This is a genomic window from Pseudomonas sp. NPDC089734 (assembly GCF_044748865.1).
GTDB lineage: Bacteria > Pseudomonadota > Gammaproteobacteria > Pseudomonadales > Pseudomonadaceae > Aquipseudomonas.
In genome coordinates this window covers 182,659-204,381 of record NZ_JBIVGV010000007.1, presented here as the reverse complement: position 1 = coordinate 204,381, position 21,723 = coordinate 182,659, and the positions used below count along the sequence as shown (strand labels likewise).

General features: G+C 60.4%; 17 protein-coding genes. 4 read left to right on the top strand and 13 right to left on the bottom strand.

Annotation, left to right across the window (positions count from 1 at the left end; all coding sequences use genetic code 11):
- Window positions 1-33: 33 nt before the first annotated feature.
- From cbiE to ACIPY9_RS11790, 3 genes are read left to right on the top strand one after another with little or no spacing between them, the layout of a single operon-like run.
- Window positions 34-1,236, top strand: a complete 1,203-nt coding sequence (gene cbiE, locus ACIPY9_RS11800) for a precorrin-6y C5,15-methyltransferase (decarboxylating) subunit CbiE (protein ID WP_400700717.1) — start codon at window positions 34-36, stop codon at window positions 1,234-1,236.
- The gene (locus tag ACIPY9_RS11795) at window positions 1,236-2,333 is read left to right on the top strand and encodes a cobalt-precorrin-5B (C(1))-methyltransferase (protein ID WP_400700715.1); all 1,098 of its coding nucleotides are present in this window, start codon (window positions 1,236-1,238) and stop codon (window positions 2,331-2,333) included. Before cbiE ends, ACIPY9_RS11795 begins: the two co-directional genes overlap by 1 nt.
- Window positions 2,330-3,076, top strand: a complete 747-nt coding sequence (locus tag ACIPY9_RS11790) for a cobalt-precorrin-6A reductase (protein WP_400700713.1) — start codon at window positions 2,330-2,332, stop codon at window positions 3,074-3,076. The genes ACIPY9_RS11795 and ACIPY9_RS11790 overlap by 4 nt, the downstream gene beginning before the upstream one ends.
- Before the next feature lie 39 nt (window positions 3,077-3,115).
- Here the strand turns inward: ACIPY9_RS11790 and madM are convergent, their stop codons facing one another.
- The 9 genes from madM to mdcA all read right to left on the bottom strand — a co-directional run bounded on the left by madM (window position 3,116) and on the right by mdcA (window position 10,424).
- On the bottom strand, window positions 3,116-3,880 hold the full coding sequence (madM, locus tag ACIPY9_RS11785) for a malonate transporter subunit MadM (protein WP_400700711.1): 765 nt from the start codon (window positions 3,878-3,880) through the stop codon (window positions 3,116-3,118).
- A 1-nt stretch (window position 3,881) separates the two neighbouring features.
- The gene (gene madL / locus ACIPY9_RS11780) at window positions 3,882-4,298 is read right to left on the bottom strand and encodes a malonate transporter subunit MadL (RefSeq protein ID WP_400700709.1); all 417 of its coding nucleotides are present in this window, start codon (window positions 4,296-4,298) and stop codon (window positions 3,882-3,884) included.
- 67 nt (window positions 4,299-4,365) lie between these two features.
- On the bottom strand, window positions 4,366-5,301 hold the full coding sequence (gene mdcH / locus ACIPY9_RS11775; RefSeq protein ID WP_400700707.1) for a malonate decarboxylase subunit epsilon: 936 nt from the start codon (window positions 5,299-5,301) through the stop codon (window positions 4,366-4,368).
- Window positions 5,298-5,930: a malonate decarboxylase holo-ACP synthase gene (locus tag ACIPY9_RS11770; protein WP_400700705.1), complete on the bottom strand. Its 633-nt coding sequence runs from the start codon at window positions 5,928-5,930 to the stop codon at window positions 5,298-5,300. The genes mdcH and ACIPY9_RS11770 overlap by 4 nt, the downstream gene beginning before the upstream one ends.
- Complete coding sequence (gene mdcE / locus ACIPY9_RS11765) at window positions 5,927-6,730, bottom strand: biotin-independent malonate decarboxylase subunit gamma (protein ID WP_400700703.1); 804 nt, start codon at window positions 6,728-6,730, stop codon at window positions 5,927-5,929. The genes ACIPY9_RS11770 and mdcE overlap by 4 nt, the downstream gene beginning before the upstream one ends.
- Window positions 6,727-7,578 (bottom strand): biotin-independent malonate decarboxylase subunit beta, encoded by an 852-nt coding sequence (locus ACIPY9_RS11760; RefSeq protein ID WP_400700701.1) that lies wholly within the window; start codon window positions 7,576-7,578, stop codon window positions 6,727-6,729. The genes mdcE and ACIPY9_RS11760 overlap by 4 nt, the downstream gene beginning before the upstream one ends.
- Entirely contained in the window at window positions 7,571-7,870 is a 300-nt protein-coding gene (locus ACIPY9_RS11755) for a malonate decarboxylase subunit delta (RefSeq protein ID WP_400700699.1), read from the bottom strand. The genes ACIPY9_RS11760 and ACIPY9_RS11755 overlap by 8 nt, the downstream gene beginning before the upstream one ends.
- A gap of 2 nt (window positions 7,871-7,872) precedes the next feature.
- A complete protein-coding gene (locus tag ACIPY9_RS11750) occupies window positions 7,873-8,748 on the bottom strand; it encodes a triphosphoribosyl-dephospho-CoA synthase (RefSeq protein ID WP_400700697.1) in 876 nt (291 codons plus the stop codon).
- Window positions 8,748-10,424, bottom strand: a complete 1,677-nt coding sequence (gene mdcA, locus ACIPY9_RS11745) for a malonate decarboxylase subunit alpha (RefSeq protein WP_400700695.1) — start codon at window positions 10,422-10,424, stop codon at window positions 8,748-8,750. The genes ACIPY9_RS11750 and mdcA overlap by 1 nt, the downstream gene beginning before the upstream one ends.
- 261 nt (window positions 10,425-10,685) lie before the next feature.
- Here mdcA and ACIPY9_RS11740 point away from each other — a divergent pair, with 261 nt between their 5' ends.
- Window positions 10,686-12,614 carry a M60 family metallopeptidase gene (locus ACIPY9_RS11740; RefSeq protein WP_400700693.1) on the top strand — a complete coding sequence of 643 codons (1,929 nt, stop codon included), beginning with the start codon at window positions 10,686-10,688 and terminating at the stop codon, window positions 12,612-12,614.
- A 26-nt stretch (window positions 12,615-12,640) separates the two neighbouring features.
- On the opposite strand, the gene ACIPY9_RS11735 is transcribed toward ACIPY9_RS11740, so the two are convergent.
- The 4 genes from ACIPY9_RS11735 to ACIPY9_RS11720 all read right to left on the bottom strand — a co-directional run bounded on the left by ACIPY9_RS11735 (window position 12,641) and on the right by ACIPY9_RS11720 (window position 21,666).
- Window positions 12,641-13,570, bottom strand: coding sequence for a sulfotransferase family protein (locus ACIPY9_RS11735; protein WP_400700691.1), 930 nt, complete (start codon window positions 13,568-13,570; stop codon window positions 12,641-12,643).
- On the bottom strand, window positions 13,558-14,364 hold the full coding sequence (locus ACIPY9_RS11730; RefSeq protein ID WP_400700689.1) for an aspartyl/asparaginyl beta-hydroxylase domain-containing protein: 807 nt from the start codon (window positions 14,362-14,364) through the stop codon (window positions 13,558-13,560). The genes ACIPY9_RS11735 and ACIPY9_RS11730 overlap by 13 nt, the downstream gene beginning before the upstream one ends.
- 22 nt (window positions 14,365-14,386) lie before the next feature.
- Window positions 14,387-15,889: a TolC family protein gene (locus ACIPY9_RS11725; protein ID WP_400700987.1), complete on the bottom strand. Its 1,503-nt coding sequence runs from the start codon at window positions 15,887-15,889 to the stop codon at window positions 14,387-14,389.
- Window positions 15,890-15,981: 92 nt separating this feature from the next.
- The gene (locus ACIPY9_RS11720; RefSeq protein WP_400700687.1) at window positions 15,982-21,666 is read right to left on the bottom strand and encodes an Ig-like domain-containing protein; all 5,685 of its coding nucleotides are present in this window, start codon (window positions 21,664-21,666) and stop codon (window positions 15,982-15,984) included.
- Window positions 21,667-21,723 lie beyond the last annotated feature (57 nt).

The window sequence follows — 21,723 nt, the reverse complement described above, 5'->3', positions numbered from 1 at the left end:
GCTCTGTCGGAAGTTTAGGATCAGGGGATGTACATGTCGCCGTGGCTGACAGTCGTGGGAATCGGAGAAGACGGTTACAAGGGCCTGGGCAAGAACGCCCGGCATGCGCTGCTGCACGCCGATCAGGTGTTTGGCAGCCCTCGTCAGCTCGCCTTGCTGCCGCGTTGCATTGGCGCAGAACGTCGTGCCTGGCCCAGCCCGTTTTCCCTGAACCCTGTCCTTGAGCAGCGCGGAGCCGAAGTCTGCGTACTGGCCAGCGGCGACCCGATGCTGTTTGGGGTCGGTGCCAGCCTCGCACGCGCGGTGGCCGTCGAAGAGATGCGCGTCATTTCTGCACCTTCGTCCTACTCCCTCGCTGCCGCACGTCTGGGCTGGCCCTTGCAGGAAGTCGTCACCCTTTCGGTGGTCGCCCGCCCCCTGGCCGCCTTGAACGCTCAGTTTCACCATGGCGTACGTCTGCTGGTGCTGAGCAACGATGGCAGTAGCCCGGCCGCAATTGCCGGGCTTTTGCGTGAGCGGGGCTTCGGCCCGAGCCTCATGACCGTGCTTGAGCATCTGGGCGGTGAAACCGAACGACTCATCGACGGGCTCGCCAGCGAATGGGGCAGCCCGGAAATCGCCGCGCTGAATCTGGTGGCCATCGACTGCCGTGCCGACGCCCATGCACTGCGCCTGAGTACCCTGGCAGGCTTGCCGGACGACGCGTTCGAGCATGACGGCCAGCTCACCAAGCGCGATGTGAGAGCCATGACCCTGGCGCGTCTGGCCCCCGTCCCCGGAGCACTGCTCTGGGATGTCGGCGCAGGGTGTGGCTCCATCGGTATCGAGTGGATGCGCGCCCACCCCACCTGCCGCACCCTGGCCATCGAAGCCGATGAAGGCCGCCAGCATCTGATCGAGTTCAACCGCGATGCGCTGGGCGTGCCCGGTCTGCAACTGGTGCGCGGCACTGCGCCCGAAGCGCTCGACGGCCTGGAAACCCCTGATGCCATCTTCATCGGAGGCGGCGTGACGCGCCCCGGCGTGCTGGAGGCCTGCTGGAAGCGGCTGCGCTCCGGTGGTCGACTGGTCGCCAATGCCGTGACCCTGCAAAGCGAAGCCACGCTGATGGCCTGGCGCGAACAGCATGGCGGCGAACTGACCCGTATCCATGTGGCCCACGCCAAACCCCTTGGCGAGTTCGACACCTGGCGTCAGGCGCTGCCCATCACGTTGCTGGATGTGGTCAAACCCTGATGCGCGAAGAGACCGCCGAACAACCTGCCCCCCTGCGCAGCGGCCTGACCACCGGCAGTTGCGCCACGGCCACCAGCCTGGCCGCAGCGCGTCTTTTGCTGGGCGGGCAGATCAACGATGCGGTGCAGATCGTGCTGCCCAAGGGTAAACAGGTGCAGATGCGTCTGGAATTCTGCCGACTTGTCGAAGATGGCGCGGAAGCCGCAACGATCAAGGATGCCGGGGATGATCCAGATGTGACGCACGGCGCGCTGGTCTTTGCCCGCGTACGGCTAGACCCGCTGCCGGGCGTGCGTTTTGTCGCCGGTTCGGGAGTCGGGACGGTCACGCGACCCGGTCTGGTCCTGAATGTCGGTGAGCCTGCGATCAACCCGGTGCCACGCCGCATGATGACCGAGCATTTGTCGGGGCTGGCACAGGAGATGGGCTATGCAGGCGGCTTCGAGGTCACGGTAGGGGTCGAGGGCGGTGAAGCCCTGGCGCTGAAAACCATGAACCCGCGCCTGGGCATTCTCGGCGGGCTGTCGATTCTGGGCACCAGCGGCATCGTCCGGCCGTTCTCCTGCGCGGCGTACATCGCGTCCATCCATCAAGGCATCGACGTCGCCAGGACCAATGGTTACCTGCATATCGCCGCCTGCACCGGCAACGCCAGCGAGGACACCATGCGCCGTGTCTACAACCTGCCGGAAATCGCCCTGATCGAAATGGGCGATTTCGTGGGAGCCGTGCTCAAGCACCTGCGCAAGGTGCCTGTGGATAAGCTGAGCCTGTGTGGCGGCTTCGGCAAGATCAGCAAACTGGCCGCCGGTCATATGGACCTGCACAGCCGTCATTCCAGCATCGACCTGCCGCAACTGGCGCAATGGGCCGCCGATGTGGGCGCAGCCCCTGAACTGCAAAACGCCATCCGCAGCGCCAATACCAGCCAGCAGGCACTGGCCATGTGCTCGGCGGCAGGCGTGCCCTTGGGGGACGCCGTCTGCCAGCATGCGCTGGACTTCGCACGCAGTGTGGTGCCCGCGCAGGTGCAGGTGGAAGTCTTCGCCATCGATCGCCAGGGCGGCATTGTCGGCCGGGCCGGAGTCAGCGCATGAAACGCATTTTGCTGCTCGGTGGCGTGACCGAAGCACTGGCCATTGCCCGAACCCTGGGGCCGGAGCATATCTACAGCCTCGCTGGCGTAGGCCGCGTGCCAACGGACCTGAACTGCCAGCTCAAGGTCGGCGGTTACGGTGGTGCAGAAGGTCTGGCTCTATTCATCCGTGAACAGGGTGTCGACCTGCTTCTGGATGCTACACACCCCTATGCCGCGCAGATCAGCCGCAATGCGGCCGTCGCGACGGGGCTGTCGGGTATCGAGTGCTGGGCACTGCGCCGCCCCACATGGCAGCCAGGCCCGGACGATGACTGGCGCGAAGTGGCGGACTGGGCTGAACTGACAACGGCCTTGCAGCCCTTCAAACGCCCGCTCTTCACCCTGGGCCGCGAACCCTTGCAACACCTGCACGAGATCCCCGGACACCAGTTCTGGACCCTCCGCGCCCTGGACCCTTACCCCGGCAACGAACGCTGTGAAGTGATCGGTGCTCGCGGCCCCTTTCACCTGAAAGACGAACGCGCCCTGTTCCAGCAACGGCAGATCGATGTACTGATCAGCAAGAACAGCGGCAGCCAGGCCACCGAACCCAAGCTGGAGGTGGCCCGTGAGTTGCGAGTGCCTGTGCTGGTGTTGAAGCGCCCCGCGTTGCCGGAAGTGGACCGGGTGTTCGGCAGTGTCGAAGAAACCCTGCAAGCCCTCGCTGCCCTGGCGACAGGACAGCCCTCTCCTCGCGAATGAACCCGCTCCAGGCGAGTTCATTCACGCAGCAGTACCCGCTTAACCAACGATCCCGCGAACAATGAAATACAGCAACGACGGCCCCAGCAGGCAGCCAAGTCCGGTGTGGAAAGTGGCCGTCAACGCCCCATAAGGCACCAGACGCCGATCCGTGGCGGCAAGCCCTGCCGTCACACCGCTGACCGTCCCGGCCAGCCCGCCGAACACCATCGCAGAACGCGGGTTGTCCAGCCCCATCCAGCGCGCGGCCATGGGAGTGCCGACCATCACCAGAATCGCCTTGATCAAACCGGTGGCGATGGACAAGGCCATCACATCCGAGGTCGCCCCGAGCGCAGCCCCCGTCACTGGGCCAACAATGTAGGTGACCGCGCCCGCGCCGATGGTGGTCATGCTGACAGCATCTCGGTAGCCGAATACCCAAGCCACGCTGGCCCCCACAATGAACGGCAGAATGGTGCCCAGAAACAAGGCCACCGCACCGATCATCCCGGCCTTGCGTGCCTCGGTGGCCTGCACCTCGAACGCCGTGGCGACAATGGCGAAGTCCCGCAGCATCGCGCCGCCCATCAGGCCGATACCGGAGAACAGCGCCAGATCGGCCAGGCCTTTCTGCCCGCCGGTCAAGGTGCCTCCCACCCAGGCCAGGATCAGGCCGATGACAATCGCAATGGCCGAGCCATGCACCCGTCCGAAGGTCAGCCTTTTGGACAGGATCACCGAAATCCACATGATGACGCCCACGAAGGCGAACGCTGTAATCAGGCCGTTGTGTTCAAGTCCTTTCTCGATGATTGCCCACATGTCAGCGACCTCCTGCCGGTGTTGCATTCGGGATCACGACCGGCTCTTCCTTGGGCAGCGGTGCACCTCTGTTGGTACGGCTGATCAACGTGATGGTGACGGCACACAGCACCACCGAGCCGATGGCCGCCAGCACGGCGACAGGCCCGCCTTTCAGGGCGGTCACCACATTCTGCTGGGCCGCCATGGCCACCACGACCGGAATGTACATCGCCCCCCAGAAGCCGACGCCCATTTCACAATCCTTGGTCATGCCACCGTGCTTCTGCATCCAGAGACGGGCACAGATCAACAGGATCATGGCGATCCCGACACCGCCCACGTTGGATTTGACGCCCAGCAGAACGCCGAGCAGATCACCGAGAATCACCCCCGCGAGGGTGCAAATAGCCAGCAAAGCCACACCGTAGATAATCATTGTTGTTATTCCTCAATTGCGTTGCCGAAGTTGTTGTTTTTGTCCTTCGCAGCACTGCACTCAGTCTCTATGGGTGGCGGGTTCCCTCCTCACGCGACAACGCGACCAGACTGTCCAGGCGAGCGCCTTGAAAGGCCACTGCCGTTCCTTGCTCGAACACCTTGCGCGCCAGCCCCGTCAGGACAATGCCGGGTGGCAATTCGATCTGCAGGCGCACACCCCGCTCATAAGCGGTCTGCACCGTGCTGCGCCAGTCGATGACCCGGCACATGTTGAAGGCCAGATCATCCCGCAGTTTTTCAACATTCAGGATCGGGCGTGCAGTGCTGCCGCTGAGGTAACGCACCTTCGGCACCTCAAGCCGGACGCTGGCAAAGGCATCGGCCAATGCTTGTGCCGGCTTTTCAAGCAAGGCGCAATGGGACGGAACGCTCACGGCCAGACGCTTGACGGTCGCAGCACCCGCGATTCTGGCCAACAGCCCGACCTGCTCCATCGCCGGAAGACTGCCCGCAATGACGCATTGGTTCTCGGCATTGATATTGGCCAGGAACACGGGCGTTGCCTGGCTGTGAATCCGGGTAATCGCGGCCTCGATGCTCGCCTGATCCAGCCCGATAATGGCCGTCATGCCGTAACCTTCGGGATAGGCGTTCTGCATCAGTTCTCCGCGCAGAGCTACCAGCCCAAGCGCATCCTCGAAAGCCAGGGCTCCAGCCATGACCGCAGCCGGATAGGCACCGATCGACAACCCCGCCACGTAATCGGGTCTACCGCCGTGCTGCTGCAACATGCGGGCACAGGCCACTCCGGCGATCAACAGGCAAAGCTGAACGGAACGGGTCGATTGCAGCGCAGACATGCTGTCCAGCGCCAGAACGTCCTCACCCAGAACCTCGGCGGCCTCACGCAGGCAGCCTTGCACCACGGACGAATCCGGCAACTGGTGCAACATGCCAGCCTGTTGCGCACCCTGACCGGGAAAAACCCAGAAGCTGCTCATGCGCACATCCTGGGCTGATGCCATGGATTACTGACCAGACGCGCACCGGACGAACGCTTGAACAGAACCTGACGGGATGTCCCGGCCCATTCGCGCAACGCCACTGCACCATCGGCCAGTTGCAACTGGACATCGACCCGGCAGACGGCGTTTTCCAGCGCCTCGACCAATTCAGCAGCCCAGCGGCGGCTCACAAAGTCTGGCGTACGCAGGATCAGATCCAGATCGCTGCCCGGATGCAACGCGGCAAAACCGCTGGCCAGTTCAAACCCCGCACTGCCAGCCACGCCCCAGTCCAGCCCCAGCACTTCCATCACTGGCCGGACCTGGCGCAGGGCTTCCAGCGCAGGCCATTGTTTGATGTTCACACTGCCAGAGTGCGTCAGTTGCTCGGGTCGCACACGACGCTCAATGGCAGAAGCCGCCATCGTCGTGGCATAACGCTGCTCGCGATGCGGACCGCGCACACCCACCGCCACCTGCCCTGCCGGCATCGATGCCCGTCGCACCACGACCGGCTGACCCTGGCTGATCACTTCAACCACCCAGTCGGGCGCATCCGCAGCCAGGTCGGACAGGCGCAAGCCCCACAACAGGTCATGGGGCAGCACCGCCAGCGGAATCGTCATGACCACTGGGCCCGCAACAACTGACGGACTGTCGAGGACGCTGCACGATGGCTGGCTCCCAGACGGCTGCTCAAGTCATTGCCGGTCGCCAGCACATCCTTGATGGCACTGTTCAAGACGCTCTGCACCCGTGCAAGGTCTTCTACAACAGGTTGTTCGATCTGGCTGACTGTCAGGGTTTCCCACAGCAGGCCAAGGCTGGCGTAGTTGTCGATGTCATACGCCATGGGCGGGATACTGGCCGCGAGTTTTTCCAGTTCTTCGACACTGCGCAGGGTCACGCGGGCAGCGGAAGCCTTGCCCATGGCATGCACCATGACGCCCGGATCACGCAGGGCAATCAGGCGATTGGCCTGATAACCATGGGCCAGAAACGCACCGGACATGGCCTTGCCCACCAGCAACGCAATCACCGGATGCCCGGCCAGACGAGCGCGGGCGTAACTGTCCACGGCACCGGCCAGCGCCTGATGAATGCCCAGCGCTTCTTCGCGTCGGCCATAGGCCTGGCTCGGGACATCGACGATGGCAATCAAGGCGCGCTTGTGTTCACTCTGCCGGTCCAGCTCGATGGCATCGTCCACCGCCCTGGCCAGGCTCCAGCCTTCCAGCAGGCCGACTTCACCCTGACGGGCCCGAGGAAAACGGTTGTGCGCATCCGTCACCACCGCCAGGAAACGTACTGGCTGTTCACCCAACGTACCGTCCGCCGCTTTTACCGAGGCGGGCAAGCCCACCACTTCCCTTGCCCCGACAGCCAAGGCGTTGAACCAGTTCAGGCCACGTGGAGAATCACTCATGACTTGGCTCCTTGATAGAGGTGACGCACCGTCTGCGGGTCGATCTGCGGCGTGGTATCCAGACGAGAAAGTCGCTGCAAGAACAGGTCGTATTGGCTGCTGCGGTGCTCGGCGGGCACACCTTGCCCCAGCCAGTCGCTGACCTGCTGCCGGATGTCCGCCACATCGTCAGCGGCAAAACCGTCCACCATGTCAGTGGCAAAACGTTGCTCGCCACCGGTGAGGCTCCAGATAAAGGGCCGGTCACGAGAGTCGTATTCTTCGATACCCGCTTCCTGTTCGATGACCTGCGGCCCGTTCAATCCAAGACGCGCTTCCTGGGTCACCATCAGATAACTGCACAGTCCCGCCGCGATGGACATGCCACCGAAGCAGCCCACACTCCCCGCCACCACGCCGATCACCGGCTGGTACTGGCGCAGATCGACAATCGCCGCATGAATCTCGGCAATCGCAGCCAGGCCCAGATTGGCTTCCTGCAAGCGCACGCCACCGGTTTCCAGCAGCAGGATCGCGGCGGTCGGGATGCCTTTGCGGTTATCCTCGGCGGCCAGCTCCAGCGCACCGGCCATTTTCGCGCCGCCCACTTCACCCAGGCTGCCGCCCTGAAATGCGCCTTCAATGGCCGCGATCACCACAGGCTTGCCATCGAGAGTCCCTTTGGCGACCACCACACCATCGTCGGCCTGCGGCACGACGCCCTGACGGGCCAGCCAAGGCGACATGACACGGGCAAACGGATCGAGCAGCTCGCGAAAACTGCCCGCGTCCAGCAGGGCACGGGCACGCTGACGGGCACCCAGTTCGATAAAACTGTGCTGGTTCAACAGCCGGGCGGTATCAGTCATGGCCGATCTCCTCGAAACCTTGCTCCAGGCGCAGGCGTACAACGCCCGGTGTCGCACCGAAGTCATGAATGTCGATGCTCAGGGCTGGCGGTGTCTGGCCCTCGAACATGCGCTCGAACAGGTGTTGCCAGCGCGCCGATGCCCCATTGACCGAGGTCACCACCTGGATCGACAACTTGCCCGGCACGCCCGGTTCCAGCAGCACCTCCAGATCACCCGAACCGACACAGCCCACCAGCGCACGACCTGCTGGCGGCTGCCCGGCAGGAAATTCAAAAGACAGGGTTTCCATGATCAAAGACTCCTCGAAGGATGGCCGAGTACAGGCTCTAGGCCATCGATGAACAGGCAGGCGGCAAGCAGATCGGCTGCGCCGCCGGGAGAGGCATTGAGGCTCAACAGATGCCGATCCAGCTCCTGAAGATAGCGGCGCCCTGCCAGGCTGGCGCTTCCACCGGCATCCAGCACCCGCTGCGCGCCTCGCTGCATGGCTTCAAGACCGGTCATCCCGGAGCGGTGCAATACGCAGGTGTCCGCCAGCGTGGTCATGATCGCCAGCAAGGCATCCAGCCGGGCGTTCTGCTCGCCACTGCCCGAAGCGCGACTGTGTTGCAGTTGTGGCAGGCCAAAGCGGGTCACCGCCGGAAAGCCCAGTTGCGCCTGTTCACGAGCCCCCATGGCGCCATAGCGCCGGGCGACTTCACGGCCATGGCTGGGCTGGGCGATGGCATGCCGATCTTCGATCAACGCCAGACGCGCCGCCCGCAGACACAGCGCCGCTGGCGTGCAGTGCTCAGGCTCCAGTGCCGCAGCCGCCACCAACAGGCCCAAGGCCCAGATCGCGCCGCGATGGGTATTCACGCCACCCGTGGTGCGCAGCATGTCCGCCTCACCTGCACGCCCGAGGCTGCCCAGGGCTTCACGCAAAGGCTGGCCCACCTCACCGAACGCCAGAGCGGCATCGGCCATTTCCTTGAACGTCGGCCACAACGACAAGGCCGAGGCGTGCATCAGGCCCAGGTGCAGATCGGTGTGTGCCCCACTGCCGCGTCGATCGACCAGGGCTGGCTTGGGTGACAGATCGACCTCGTCGATCAAGGCATCCACAGCCAGGTCGGCCAGTTGTGCGGCCAGAGAGAGAGGCGGCGAATCCAGTTTGAATGCACGCATCACCAACTCCTGAATTTCGCAGGCGGGTTGTACAGGCCACCGGACCACTGGACCAGCTCGGCAATGCTCTTGGCTGCCAGCAATTCACGGCTGGCGTCGGTGCGACGAATGCCCAGGTCCTCGGGCAAGGCGATCAGGCCTTCACGGCGCATGCGGGCAGTGTCTTTGGGGTTATGGCGCAGGCCAATGGCCGTCACACCGGCCACGGCAGCGATCATGGCCTGACGCTCTTCCAGGCTGCGCGCCTTGTACAGATAAGCGATGCCTTCTTCAGTGAGCAGGTGAGTGACGTCATCGCCATAGATCATGATCGGTGCCAGCGGCATGCCGCTTTTCTTCGCCACGTCCACGGCATCGAGGGTTTCGACGAAGGTGGGTTTGCCCCCTTCCTGGAACGTCTCGACCATCTGCACCACCAGTTTCTTGCCACGTTCCAGATAAGCCTCCGGCGCATCACCGCTCTGCTGACGCATATCGAGCCAGGCCGGCGTTCCATGGCGACGACCGCGCGGGTCATGGCCCATGTTCGGCGCGCCCCCGAACCCGGCCAGCCGCCCTCTCGTTACCGTCGAGGAGTGCCCGTCGCCATCGACCTGCAGGGTCGCACCGATGAACAGGTCCACCGCATACTGCCCGGCCAGTTGGCACAATTGGCGGTTGGAACGCAGCGAGCCATCGCGACCGGTAAAGAACACATCAGGCCGGGCAGCAATGTAGTTCTCCATGCCCAGTTCGGTGCCGAAGCAATGCACGCTTTCGACCCAGCCACTTTCGATGGCCGGAATCAGGGTCGGGTGTGGATTGAGGGTCCAGTTGCGACAGATCTTGCCCTTGAGTCCCAGAGACTCACCGTAGGTGGGCAGAATCAGTTCGATGGCGGCGGTGTTGAAACCAATGCCGTGGTTCAGCGACTGGACGTTGTGTTTCTCGTAGATGCCACGGATTGCCATCATCGCCATGAGCACATGCACCGGCTTGATATGGCGCGGATCGCGGGTGAACAGCGGCTCGATATAGAACGGCTTGTCAGCCACCACCACGAAATCGACCCAGGAAGCCGGGATGTCCACACGCGGCAACTCGCTGACATCATCCACCAACTGGTTGACCTGCACGATGACGATGCCATCGCTGAAGGCCGCGGGCTCGATCAGGGCCGGAGTGTCTTCGGTACTCGGACCGGTGTAGATATTCCCGGCACGGTCGGCCATGAAACCGGCGGCCAGCACCACGTTGGGGATCAGGTCCACCACCAGTCGCGAATACAGTTCGATATAAGTGTGGATGGCACCGATTTCCAGCAGCCCGTCTTCCAGCAACTGGCTGATGCGCAGGCTTTGTGTACCGGCAAAGGAGAAGTCCAGCTTGCGGGCGATGCCCTGCTCGAAAAGATCCAGATGCTCGGCGCGCCCGACACTGGGCATGATCATGTGCAGATCGTGGACCTTGGCCGGATCGACCTGGGTCAGCGCCCGGGAAAGAAAGTCCGCCTGTTTCTGGTTGTTGCCTTCCAGCACCACCCGGTCCCCGGAAACCAGCAAGGCTTCCAGCGCCGCGACGATCCTGTCGGTGGGCAGCACCACACCATCGGCGAGCGCTCGCACCTGTTCGAGCCGCCGCTGTTTCTCACTGCGACGACGCGACCAGCGCGCGTCGGGGTTCATTGTTGTTGTCATGATCACTCCACGATTTCGCTGTCGTGGGTCACCTTAGGAGCGAAGGGTGGGGAGCATCAATCAAGCAGCGAGCAAAATCATTACGGCTGGAGTAATGAATGAGCGTTGGCCAACGGGAGCACTCATTCGCGAACACGTATGCCCGACAAGCCTATATAGCCTGGCCTGTATCCCTAAACGGTATACACATACGGCTTGCCGCCCGGATCGACACACTAAACTACAACGTGACAAGGAAGTCTTATAACAAGGAACGGAATAATGAACGGCCTGCCTATTCGCCCCACCGATAAAACCATTCAACGCTGCATTCAATCACTGTGGGTCTTATTCATTTCACTGCTCGCTATTACTGCCAATGCCACTGAAGAAGCCATTTATGATGATAAAGAAACACTGATGCCTTCGGTCAGGGCCGAGAAAAGAGCGGACACGGCCTCTTCTACACTTGGCGTCCTGCCTGACCTGCTGGTGTGGAGATTGCGTATCGGCGAAATCTATGGAGGCGGAGACAATGTTTATAACGTCCCCGTCCTTGAAGAGCAGGAAAATGAAATGCGCCGCACTGGCGGCTGGCAACGCAGAAATATCTATATACCCACCCATGTTTATCTGGCCGAGGGTGACATCATCACCCTTGACGTAAAGAGCTACCCCAGCCTGCTGACACGCTGCTCAGCCCATACATTCCCCAACTTTGACAAACCTTATGGAACGGCTGAAACCAATGGCAGGATATTGAACAGTAACTCCAGCTATATCTATAAAGCTACTGTTTCTGGCCTGTTGATGCTGGCCTGTGTCGACACGGGCAAGAACATGAATAACTGGAACAGTTGGGGTAAGACTGTCACGATCAACGTATCCCCGGAGCACAAGAAGTCGGCGTTATACCTTTACGGAATCACCCCTCCCGACGACTGGCCTGCCATTGCGAAAGCACCTGATCCCTCAGGTCAGGTCTACCTGTTCAATGGCCGCACCGTCATGGCCTTCCCCGCATCGGTCGCTCTGGAGCATGCCGATAAAAATATAGACGCCATGATGCAGGAACACCTGATCATTACCTCCCGCTATGACCAGTTCAACGGTTTAACCTGGCAAACCGAACAACCGCTCGATACACGGGTGTTCTCCATGTATCAGGCCAGTTTCAACATCTGCTGCATGTCCCACTATTACAATGGACTGGTCGGTATACATTTTGGTGGAGACCGAATAGCCAGTTTCTGGGGAGACTGGCATGAATATGGTCATCAGAATCAACTGTCCTGGAAGTGGGCCCACCTTATCGAAATCAGTAACAACCTGTTTTCACTGGAAGCCTGCCAAATGCTGACAGGCAAGAAGACGGCAAACTTTGAACGTTGCCATTCACGATTCGGAGCTTATATCAGCTCCGATCCCGAAGCGGTCGGACGCTTTCTGGCCATGGACGGCCTGCCTGAAGTACCCGACAACCCCGCCGACAGGACGCTGTTGATGCTCGGACAACTTTACACCTCATTCCCTGACTGGCATGCACAACTGGCCCGGGACTTCCGGATTGCTTATGCACGTGGCGAAAATGCCAACGACTTCTCCTCTGATGAGAAAAAGATCGACTGGTTCGTGCTCAATACCAGCCGGATAACCGGCAGGGATTTACGAAGTTTCTTTGATAAATGGGAGCAGCCTTACAGCGCAACGGCGCGCCAGGCTATCGCCGACCTCAACCTTCCAGAACCTATCAAGCCCAGCGTGCAGTACTCCGCAGAATGGACGCTTTCCACCCATCCGAAGATTGAAGGAATCATCCCTGTCCCCCCCTTGAAGCATTCCCTTGGGCTGATTGCCTATGGCAAGGAAGAGGGACCGACAAGGCTTCAAACGATTGAGGGAGAAACCTATACAAGACTGACCACACTGCTTGTCGGAAACAAGAGAGTGCCTCATCCCGTGGTGCTGCGTGGCACCCTCAAACGCGGCGAATGCGCCGGGGAAGGGCCAATACACGCGATTGGTACCTGCGCAGGTCAGGACCATAACATCTATTGGAAACTGAGCTATGAACGCTCGGACAACTTGCTGCCCTTGCCCGATGACACCTACGAAGGGGTACTGAGGCTGGGCATCCGGGCTGCCTACGACCCGAACTGGGGAGGTACGCTGACAGTGCCTCTCAGGCTGGTTGTATCGAAGAGTCAGTAGATAAGGCTTCGCGAATGAATTCGCTCCTACTCTTGAACTGTTTCCAATGCGTCATAAGCCGATCGCGCCCAATACTCGACCCGATCCCTGAGCAGGTCGCTGGCCTCTCGATGCTTGTCCTGGCTGTCCGCGACAAACGCTTGAGTCGGTTGTTTGGCGTGTCGACCCGCGGCTGACAACGCCTGGTTGCGTTGCGCCGTATCAAGCCCGAAGAACTCTGCCAGATGCCCATCCATCGCTTCGGGCAATTCCCGGTAGTTCACTGGCAAACCACCAAAGGCACGACAGTATTCAAGGCCAAGATCGAGAACACGGCCCAGACGCTGGGCGATGTAGTCTTCACGAGAGTCGCCAGGGCTGTTCCCGTCCAGAGCACAAGGCCCGATGATCCCCGGCACCATGTGTATGCCCGCCCGGCGCATATGGGAGACGGCGATCTCCAGTGGATCGCGATACACGAACATCCACGGGACGTCGGGGAAGCACTCGTGCAACAATGGCAACTCACCGATGCTCCATGCGTCCAGCTTGACCACCAGCGATTGCTCACTGCCGAGTCGAGACTGACCGTAGGCAGCAAGCAGACCTCGCAAGGCGGCACAGCGGACAGCAGGCTCAAGCGCGCCACGCAGCAAGGCATCCAGTGGAGGCGGCTCGGAGAGCACGATCATTTCGTCAAGCTGCGCCAACATCTGGCCGATCAGGGTCGAGCCGCAACGTGAGGCGTGGTAAACGAACGCGGCTGGCTTGACCGAAGGCATCTGCCATTCGCACAGCACCGCCAGCGGTGTTTCACGACGAAAGGCCTGATTGAACGGCAGCCGTAGTGCATCCTCCACGGCATCGCGAAAAAACGGCTGGTCGAGTTTGCGGTCGCCAAACCAGCACCAGTCAACACGCCACTCTTCGGCGTCCTGCCAGATGCGGATAGGCAGCCAGTCTTTCAGGCTGTCCATTGCCGGTTCCATTGATTGCGGCCCAGACGCATGGCGGCGCGAACGTCTTCACGGCCAAACGTCAGGCCATGTTCGGCGCCCAGCGCCAGCGTTTGAGCGATGAAGGCTTCGCTATCCTGCTCAGCCTGCAAGAGGCGACACAGGCGGGGTTCGCGTTCCAGCAAGGCACGAAATTTCGCAAAAGCCACAGCGGCACGCCCCAGACCTGCGGGCGGCGTTGTCGGCAGGCCGGCTTCGATCTGCTGCTCCAGCCAGGCAGTCGGTCGGCAGTCGAGCACCAGATGAATTCGTTCGTCTTGTCCCCAGTTATCGACACTGTGAGGCCGGGACAGGTCAAGAAACCAGCATTCGCCCGCACTCATCGGGATACGTTGCCCGTCGAGCATGAAGTCCACGTCCGGCGAACTAAGCAAAGGAATATGCAGACGTCGGTCTGCCTCGAGACCGTCCAGATCGTAGTCGCGGTGTTCATGAATACGGCTGCCGGGGCCGAGACGCAGCAAGCGCGCACAGCGAATGTCCAGGGGAAGGTCACGCAGGGCTCTCGCCCAACGCTCGTCGGTGCGCCATGGATCGCGCTGGATAGGGTGCCCGGTGCCGGGCGAGAGTTCGGTCAAGGCATCGGCTGCGGATATCAACGCAACGCCCGACCATTGCCCTTCGTAGTAACCGGCATTGAAATGCGCGGTCCAGGCGGCATCGCCAATACACGCCAGAGCCTGTAACAGCAGCGAAAGATCCGCTGTTACAGGCAGGCGGGCAAAGACCGGAAGGCTCCGGCAATCGTTTTGCACGACTGGTGCGCCGTCGCTGCGATTACTTGGCTGGCGCTTCGGCAGCCTTCACAGGTTGAACGATATTACCCGCCGACCATTGGTTCTCACGGGAAGCCAAGGCTCCAGCAATCACCTGCACATCGGTCGAAGGCAGTTGCTCCGGCAATGGGTCGAGACCGGCACTGGCGAAGATCTGCCCATAGGCGTTACGCAGGTCGGCATAGGCCAGATCACGACGCAGGTCGGCTTGCAGGGTATTGAGTTCGCCCTGGATCAGGTCCAGTTCGCCAATGCCTGCCGCCTTGTAGCGATTGCGCAGTTGACCGACGATTTCACCGTCGATGTTCGACAGCTGCTGGCTGGTCTTGAACTGGCGCAGGGCTTCACGGTAGTTGGCGTTGGCCACATAGAGCTGTGCCAGTACCGCAATGGACATGGCCTGACGACGCGCCGCAGCGACTTCTTCACCCGCCTTGGCCACGTCGATGGCTGCCGGAGCAGAAACAACGTTGAACAGGTTCCAGGTGACCTTGACACCCATGTCAGCCCATTTGTCGTTGACCAGGAAGGAGTTGCTGTCGTAATGACCACCGGCCGAGAACTCCAGACCTGGCAGCATGCGCAGCATGGCCTTGCGGGTTTCGGCAGAGCTGATGCGGGTCTGGTAATCCTGCTCGCGCAGTTCCGGACGGCTGGTCAGCGCTTCATGCTCCAGGGTGCTCATGTCGACCTTGAGTTCCGGAATCGAGTAGTCGTCCGGGGTCGCCAGGGTCAGTTCACTGCCCAGTGGCAGGTTGATCAGGGTTGCCAGTTCGGTCTTGGCCAGGGACAAGGCCTTGCGCTGCTCTTCAAGCTGACGGGTCGCCTGGATCAGGGAACGCTGATAGCTCAGCGCCTGTACCGGGTCACCGACACGCTGTGCACTCATCTGCCGGCTATTGCTCTGGGCTTGTTCGACACGGGCCATCAGGCTGTCGATCTGCTTGAGCAGACGCTCGGCCGCCACAGCACGCCAGTAAGCCGAACGAACGTCCTGAACGATGGTATTGACCACCTTGCGGCGACGTTCCTGAACGATCAGACGCTGATCGCCCTGCTGCTTGGCGCTGATGTAGCTGACGCCGAAGTCGAGGACGTTCCAGACCATGGTGAGGTCGGCAACGCGACGGCTGCGATCCTGAGAAGTCGACGGTTCCAGAGACTGGGTGCCTGTCTCGACGCTTTCACTGCTGGAAGCACTGATATTGCTGCGTCCGGCATAGCCTGCCGACAGCGCCATGCGCGGCAGCATGTCGAAGCTGGCAAGGTCCAGCTGACGCTTGGCCAGGGCCTCTTCCATGATCTTCAGGCGTGCTTCAAGGTTGTATTTGACTGCGCGGGCCATGGCCTGATGCAAGGTCAAGGGACCATTAAGAGGCTCCTGGTCCTTATACATCTGTTGTAAATCGCTTTTGGCGCGTTGCTCACTGACACTGCGGTCGATGGGCTTGCTGGTGACAGCACAACCACTGATTACCAACGCCAGCAGGCTGACGCTGAACAACTTCTGACTTCTTTTCATCCTACGACCGCCCCTGACTACCCATTCTTTTTTATAAGCGCCGGTATTGACCGGCGCATGATTCAAACCGTGCTTCAGGCCTGAACTTCACTGATACCGGCTTTCCCCAAAGCCCATGCTAGTTCATGCAGTTGTTTTTGCTCGCCGTCCTTGAGCAGTTGCAGCTGCTGATCCAGCGTCAATGCGCCGAAACCTCCGCGAATCCCTTGCGGAGAATCACTCAACCCACGGCTGCTGCCACTGGCGGATGTACCTGTCGCCGCAGCGTCCGTAGCCGAATCGCGACTGAACAGCGTCGAGAATGTACTGCTGCCGAACACGCCACTGTCACCGTTTCCGAAGCCCAGGAAACCTGCGCCGGAACCGACACCGCTCAGGCTTTCTGAGGTGAAGACCTGGGCAATGAAACTAGGCGCCAACGCACCGTTATTGATGAAGATATTGCCCACGGCAGGCAGGTCGCCACCTGTGGTCCGTTGCTCGAAGAGCGGAGCGAAATTCAGCGGCGAGCCCAGATTACCTGTCGGCGGGCCAAACAACTGAGGCTGCAAGGGCAGGTTCGGCTGGCTGATCGGCGGAGGCGCGTCGGCAATCCGGAACTGCGGGTCCCCGCCCTGCTGGGAAAGCGTCGAAACCGCATAATTGGCGGAATTGACGATACCTACGCCTGTGTTGCCAGCCAGGTCCGTCACCGTGCTGCTGTCGAGCGTGATGAAGTTGCTTGGATCGCTGACGTTGGCATTGGGCGTCAGGGTGGCGGTCCAGGTCTGGCCACCATCACTGGTCACCAGATTGGACAACGTACCGTTGGGCACACTGATGTCCGACAGGTCGAAATTGGTCACCGCTTCGCTGAAAGTGAACGTCACCGGCGTGGTCTGCCCGGCGCTCAGGTTCGGGTTGGCCAGCACGATGCTCGACAAGGCCGGACGTGTCCCGTCGATGGCGTAATTGGGTGAGTTAGTCACACCGGTGCCCGCATTCCCGGCCAGGTCCGTTACGTTGCTGCTGTCCAGAACAATGAAATTGCTCGGGTCATTGATGTTGGCCGTCGGCGTCAGGGTCGCTGTCCAGGTCTGGCCACCATCGCTGGTGATCAGGTTGGACAAGTTGCCATTGGCCACGCTGATGTCCGACAGATCGAAGTTGGTCACCGCTTCACTGAAGGTGAAGGTCACCTGTGTGGTCTGACCGATGCCCAGATTCGGGTTGGCAATCGCAATGCTCGATGTCGGACGTGTGGAGTCAATGACGTAATTGCCTGAAGTGCTGACACCACTTCCGGCATTACCGGCAGCATCGATGACACCCGAGTTGTCCAGGGTGATGAGGTTACTGGTGTCGGACACTCCTGCGGTAGGCGTGAACGTTGCATTCCAGGTAACACCGCCATCACTGCTGCTGACGGTACTCAACGAGCCATTGCTCACTGTCAGGTCGGCATTGGTGAAGCCGGTCACCGCTTCGCTGAAGGTAATGGTGACCTGTGACGTTTCGCCAATGCCCAGAATACTGTCCGAGAGCACAATGCTAGCGGTTGGCCGTTGGGTGTCGATAGCGTAGTTGTTCGAAGCGGTCGTACCACTGCCCGAGTTGCCTGAAACATTCGTGAAGCCGGTGTTGTCCAGAATAATCAGGTTACTGCTGTCGCTGATGCCTTGAGTCGGCGTGAAGGTCGCGGTCCAGGTAATACCGCCATCACTGCTGCTGACTGCACTCAAGGTGCCATTGGCAACCGTCAGATCGGCGTTGGTGAAACCGGTCACCGCCTCGCTGAACGTGATGGTCACTTGCGACGTTTCACCAATGGACAGGGCGTTGTCCGCAACGACGATGGTTGCGGTCGGCTGCCTGGTATCAATGGTGAAGTTGGCCGAATTGGTTGTACCTGTTCCGAAGTTGCCTGCCTGATCCATCACACCTGCGTTGTTCAGGCTGATCAGGTTCGAGCTATTCGCCACATTGATGCTCGGCGTATAGGTGGCCGTCCAGGTGATGCCTCCATCGCTACTGCTGACCGTACTCAAGGTGCCGTTGGGGACCGTCAGGTCGGCATTGGTAAAGTCCGTCACCGCTTCGCTGAAGGTGATCGTCACCAAAGAGGTCTCGCCCACAGACAAGGCAATGTCCGACATGACGATAGTGGACGTCGGGCGCAATGTGTCGACAGCATAGCTATTGGATATGCTGGTACCGCTGCCTGTATTGCCAGACGCATCCGTCACGCCGGTATTATCCAGTGTGATCGTGCTGTTGGTACTGGTCACACCGAGCACAGGTGTCAACATGGCCGTCCAGGTGACACCACCATCACTACTGCTGACGGCACTTAACGACCCATTGCCCACGACCAGATCGGAATTGGTGAAACCTGTCACTGCTTCGCTGAACGTGATCGTCACCTGCGAAGTTTCACCTATGGCCAGAGCGTTATTGTTCACCACAATCGTAGCGGTCGGACGCAAGGTGTCGACGACGTAATTGTTTGAGGAGGTGAAACCACTGCCGGTGTTGCCCGAGGCATTTGCGAGTCCGCTATTGTCCAGCGTAATCAGGTTGGTACTGTCGGAGATTCCGTTGGTGGGTGTGAAAGTCGCCGTCCAGGTGACACCACCATCGTTGCTGCTGACCAGGCCCAAGGTACCATTTTCCACAGTCAGGTCTGCATTGGTGAAACTGGTCACCGCTTCGCTGAACGTAATGGTGACCAAGGAGGTTTCACCGATGGACAGGGTGTTGTCCGCCACCACGATGGTTGCAGTCGGGCGCACGGTATTGATGGTGAAATTGCCCGAGTTGGTCGTGCCACTTCCCTGGTTGCCTACCAGATCGGTTACACCGGAGTTGACCAGACTAATGATATTGGTCGTATCGAAAACATTGGCGCTCGGCGTGTAGGTAGCCGTCCAGGTAACACCGCCATCACTGCTGCTGACTGTACTCAAGGTACCATTGGGGACCGTCAGGTCGGCATTGCTGAAACCGTTCACCGCTTCGCTGAACGTGATGGTCACCGACGCGGTTTCACCCGCCACAAGGCTAGCGTCCGAAACCAGTATCGTCGCTGTCGGACGTTGCGTGTCGATCGCATAGTTGTTGGAGATTGTCGTACCGGTGCCAGCATTGCCTGCCGAATCGGTAACGCTTGTGTTATTCAGCGTAATCACATTAGTGGTATCGCTGATGTTGTTGGTTGGCGTGAAAGTGCCCGTCCAGACAATGTTATTGGTCGTGGTCAGAGTCGTCAGGGTGCCATTGACAATCGTCAGGCTGGCGTTGCTGAAACCGGTCACCGCCTCGCTGAACGTAATGGTGACCGGGGAGGTTTCACCGATGGACAAGACAGAGTCCGACACCACGATGGTCGCCGTTGGACGCAGCGTGTCGATCGCATAGTTATTGGAGTTGGTCGTACCCACACCCGCATTACCGAACAGATCCATCACACCCGTATTGTTGAGCGTGATCTGGTTGGTGGTACTGCTCAGGTTGGTTGTCGGTGTAAGGGTCGCCGTCCAGGTCGTACCGCCATCACTGCTGGAAACCGCGCTCAAGTTGCCATTGGCGACTGTCAGATCGGCATTGGTGAAACCGGTCACCGCTTCGCTGAACGTGATCGTCACCTGCGATGTTTCGCCAATAGCCAGGGCCGTATCCGCCACGACGATCGTCGCTGTCGGCGGAACGGTATCCGTAACCGTATAGTTGTTGGACATTGCTGTGCCGGCTCCGATATTACCCGAGGAGTCCCGCACGGCCGTGCCAGACAGGGTAATCGCATTGCTGGAGTCGGTAGTATTACTCCCCGCCGTCAGCGTGGCCGTCCAGGTGATGTTGTTGGTCGTCACGAGGTTGGTCAGCGTGCCATTGGGCACAACGATTTCGGAAATATCCAGACCAAAGACCACTTCACTGAACGTGATGGTCACCGTGGTGGTGCTGCCCGCACTCAAAGCAGGGTTGGCAATCACGATGCTGGAAACAGTAGGGGCCGTAGTGTCTGAACTGAAGCTGGTATTGAGCGTTCCGCCCTCGTTATAGATGAGGTTGACCGACGTTGGCGAGGATCCGGTGGTGCCACCGTTTAGCGCCTGGCCACCTGCACCACTGGCACCGACGTTGCCTGTCATCAGTGCATAGTTGGCGGCTGTGATCAGGACCGTACCCTTGCTCCAGATACCGCCCACACCCTGACCGCCATCGCCACCACCTGACGCAGAGCCACCACCACCGCCACCACCGGCGCCGAGGTTATTGGTGATGGACGTCGTTCCCACAATGGTCAGAACGCCCGTAGAGGCATTGTAGATCCCCCCTACGGCTGCGCCACCATCGCCACCACGAATGTTCCAGCCAGAACCACCCCCGCCACCGCCAATGGAGATCGTACCGTTACTCGCGGTGCCGCCGCTGCCACCATTGCTGTAGCCAAAGGTACTACCGACACCACCTGCTCCCCCCGTAGAACTGCCACCGCGACCACCGAAATAGACGGTACTGAAAGCTCCCCCATTACCACCGGTGTTGGCAGAAGGCGATGTCCCGCTATAGGGCGCACCCTGTACACCGACACGACCTGCATTACCGCCATTCTGGCCACCGATACCGCCACCGCCACCGCCACCACCGCCGTAGTAACCACCGCTTGCACCACCGCCGCCACCACCACCGGAAGCAGCGTTCGAGGTCACGGTGACGTTGAGCAATGTCAGGTTACCGGCATTGGAAATACCGGCCCCCATCGAGTCGGAGGCTGAAAAACCACCAGAGCCAGAAAGGCCACCAGTGCCACCATTGCCACCACTGCCTGCAATCAGACCGCGGGTGATCACCAGGCCGTCAAACGTGGCCGTCACCCCCGAGCTGACACTGATGACACTGGTGCGGTACTGGCCATCCAGCGTGACATCGGCAACACCGTCATTGTTGAGGTCGCCATCGATGGTAATGTTCTTGGTGACCTGCAACTGGCTGGTCAGCAATACCGTCATGCTATTGCTGAAAGTGACGATATCGCCGTTCTGAGCACTGGTCAGTGCCTCGCGCAAAGATCCCAGCCCTGCGCTGCTGGTGGACGTCACCGTGTAGGTCGCCAGTCCCCACTGGTAGGCATCCATGGCCTGCTGAGACAGAGCGCTGACACTTTCGATGCTGCCAGTGGCGATTTCCAGATCCCAGTCACCGCCCACACCGGTACGGTTGGTCGATGCCGCGATATCGCGCCCGGTCAACTCGGCCAGAGAGTCGATGAAGCTCAGGCCCTGCTCGCCGGCGGCGGTGTTACAGGCGTAAATCAGAATATCGCCGCCAACGGCCATGTCATTGCCGATCTCGGCCAGCAAGGCACTGCGTTCGGCAATGTTGTCAGCCGACAGGTAGCTGTTGCCCAGCCAGAGGTCGCCCGAGTTACCGTGGGCAATGATCTGCACCGAACTCACACCCTGATGGGCTTCCAGATAATCTGCAATCTGCTGCAGGCCGTCCTTGGTCGCATCCAGCTCGACCACTTGAGTGCCAGGAGCAACATCAGCCAACAGGCTGGCCGAGTCCTTGACCCGAGAATCGACAAACACCACGGTCTGCCCCGTGACGGCAGTGGATGTGGTGGTCACGTCAGACGTCGCGCTGGCATGAGTTTCGTTTGAACTCTCGGTGCTGACCTGATCGGTCGTCTTCGCGGCAGCCGCATCGGTTGCCGCCTGAGTATCTGCCTGGGCCGCATCGGCCACGGTCGCAGCAACCGCACCGTCGAACAGCATTCGAGGCTCAAGGAACATGATCATGGGAGAGGCAGCAGGTTTCGCCCCGGAGGATGC

Bases quoted from the DNA above. Each gene is read 5' to 3' on its own strand.
- mdcH (WP_400700707.1), bottom strand. From the start codon at position 5,301: ATGAGCAGCTTCTGGGTTTTTCCCGGTCAGGGTGCGCAACAGGCTGGC.
- ACIPY9_RS11770 (WP_400700705.1), bottom strand. From the start codon at position 5,930: ATGACGATTCCGCTGGCGGTGCTGCCCCATGACCTGTTGTGGGGCTTG.
- ACIPY9_RS11795 (WP_400700715.1), top strand. From the start codon at position 1,236: ATGCGCGAAGAGACCGCCGAACAACCTGCCCCCCTGCGCAGCGGCCTG.
- ACIPY9_RS11720 (WP_400700687.1), bottom strand. From the start codon at position 21,666: ATGCTGTTCGACGGTGCGGTTGCTGCGACCGTGGCCGATGCGGCCCAG.
- mdcA (WP_400700695.1), bottom strand. From the start codon at position 10,424: ATGACAACAACAATGAACCCCGACGCGCGCTGGTCGCGTCGTCGCAGT.
- ACIPY9_RS11760 (WP_400700701.1), bottom strand. From the start codon at position 7,578: ATGACTGATACCGCCCGGCTGTTGAACCAGCACAGTTTTATCGAACTG.
- cbiE (WP_400700717.1), top strand. From the start codon at position 34: ATGTCGCCGTGGCTGACAGTCGTGGGAATCGGAGAAGACGGTTACAAG.
- madM (WP_400700711.1), bottom strand. From the start codon at position 3,880: ATGTGGGCAATCATCGAGAAAGGACTTGAACACAACGGCCTGATTACA.
- ACIPY9_RS11755 (WP_400700699.1), bottom strand. From the start codon at position 7,870: ATGGAAACCCTGTCTTTTGAATTTCCTGCCGGGCAGCCGCCAGCAGGT.
- mdcE (WP_400700703.1), bottom strand. From the start codon at position 6,730: ATGAGTGATTCTCCACGTGGCCTGAACTGGTTCAACGCCTTGGCTGTC.
- ACIPY9_RS11750 (WP_400700697.1), bottom strand. From the start codon at position 8,748: ATGCGTGCATTCAAACTGGATTCGCCGCCTCTCTCTCTGGCCGCACAA.
- madL (WP_400700709.1), bottom strand. From the start codon at position 4,298: ATGATTATCTACGGTGTGGCTTTGCTGGCTATTTGCACCCTCGCGGGG.
- ACIPY9_RS11790 (WP_400700713.1), top strand. From the start codon at position 2,330: ATGAAACGCATTTTGCTGCTCGGTGGCGTGACCGAAGCACTGGCCATT.
- ACIPY9_RS11740 (WP_400700693.1), top strand. From the start codon at position 10,686: ATGAACGGCCTGCCTATTCGCCCCACCGATAAAACCATTCAACGCTGC.
- ACIPY9_RS11735 (WP_400700691.1), bottom strand. From the start codon at position 13,570: ATGGACAGCCTGAAAGACTGGCTGCCTATCCGCATCTGGCAGGACGCC.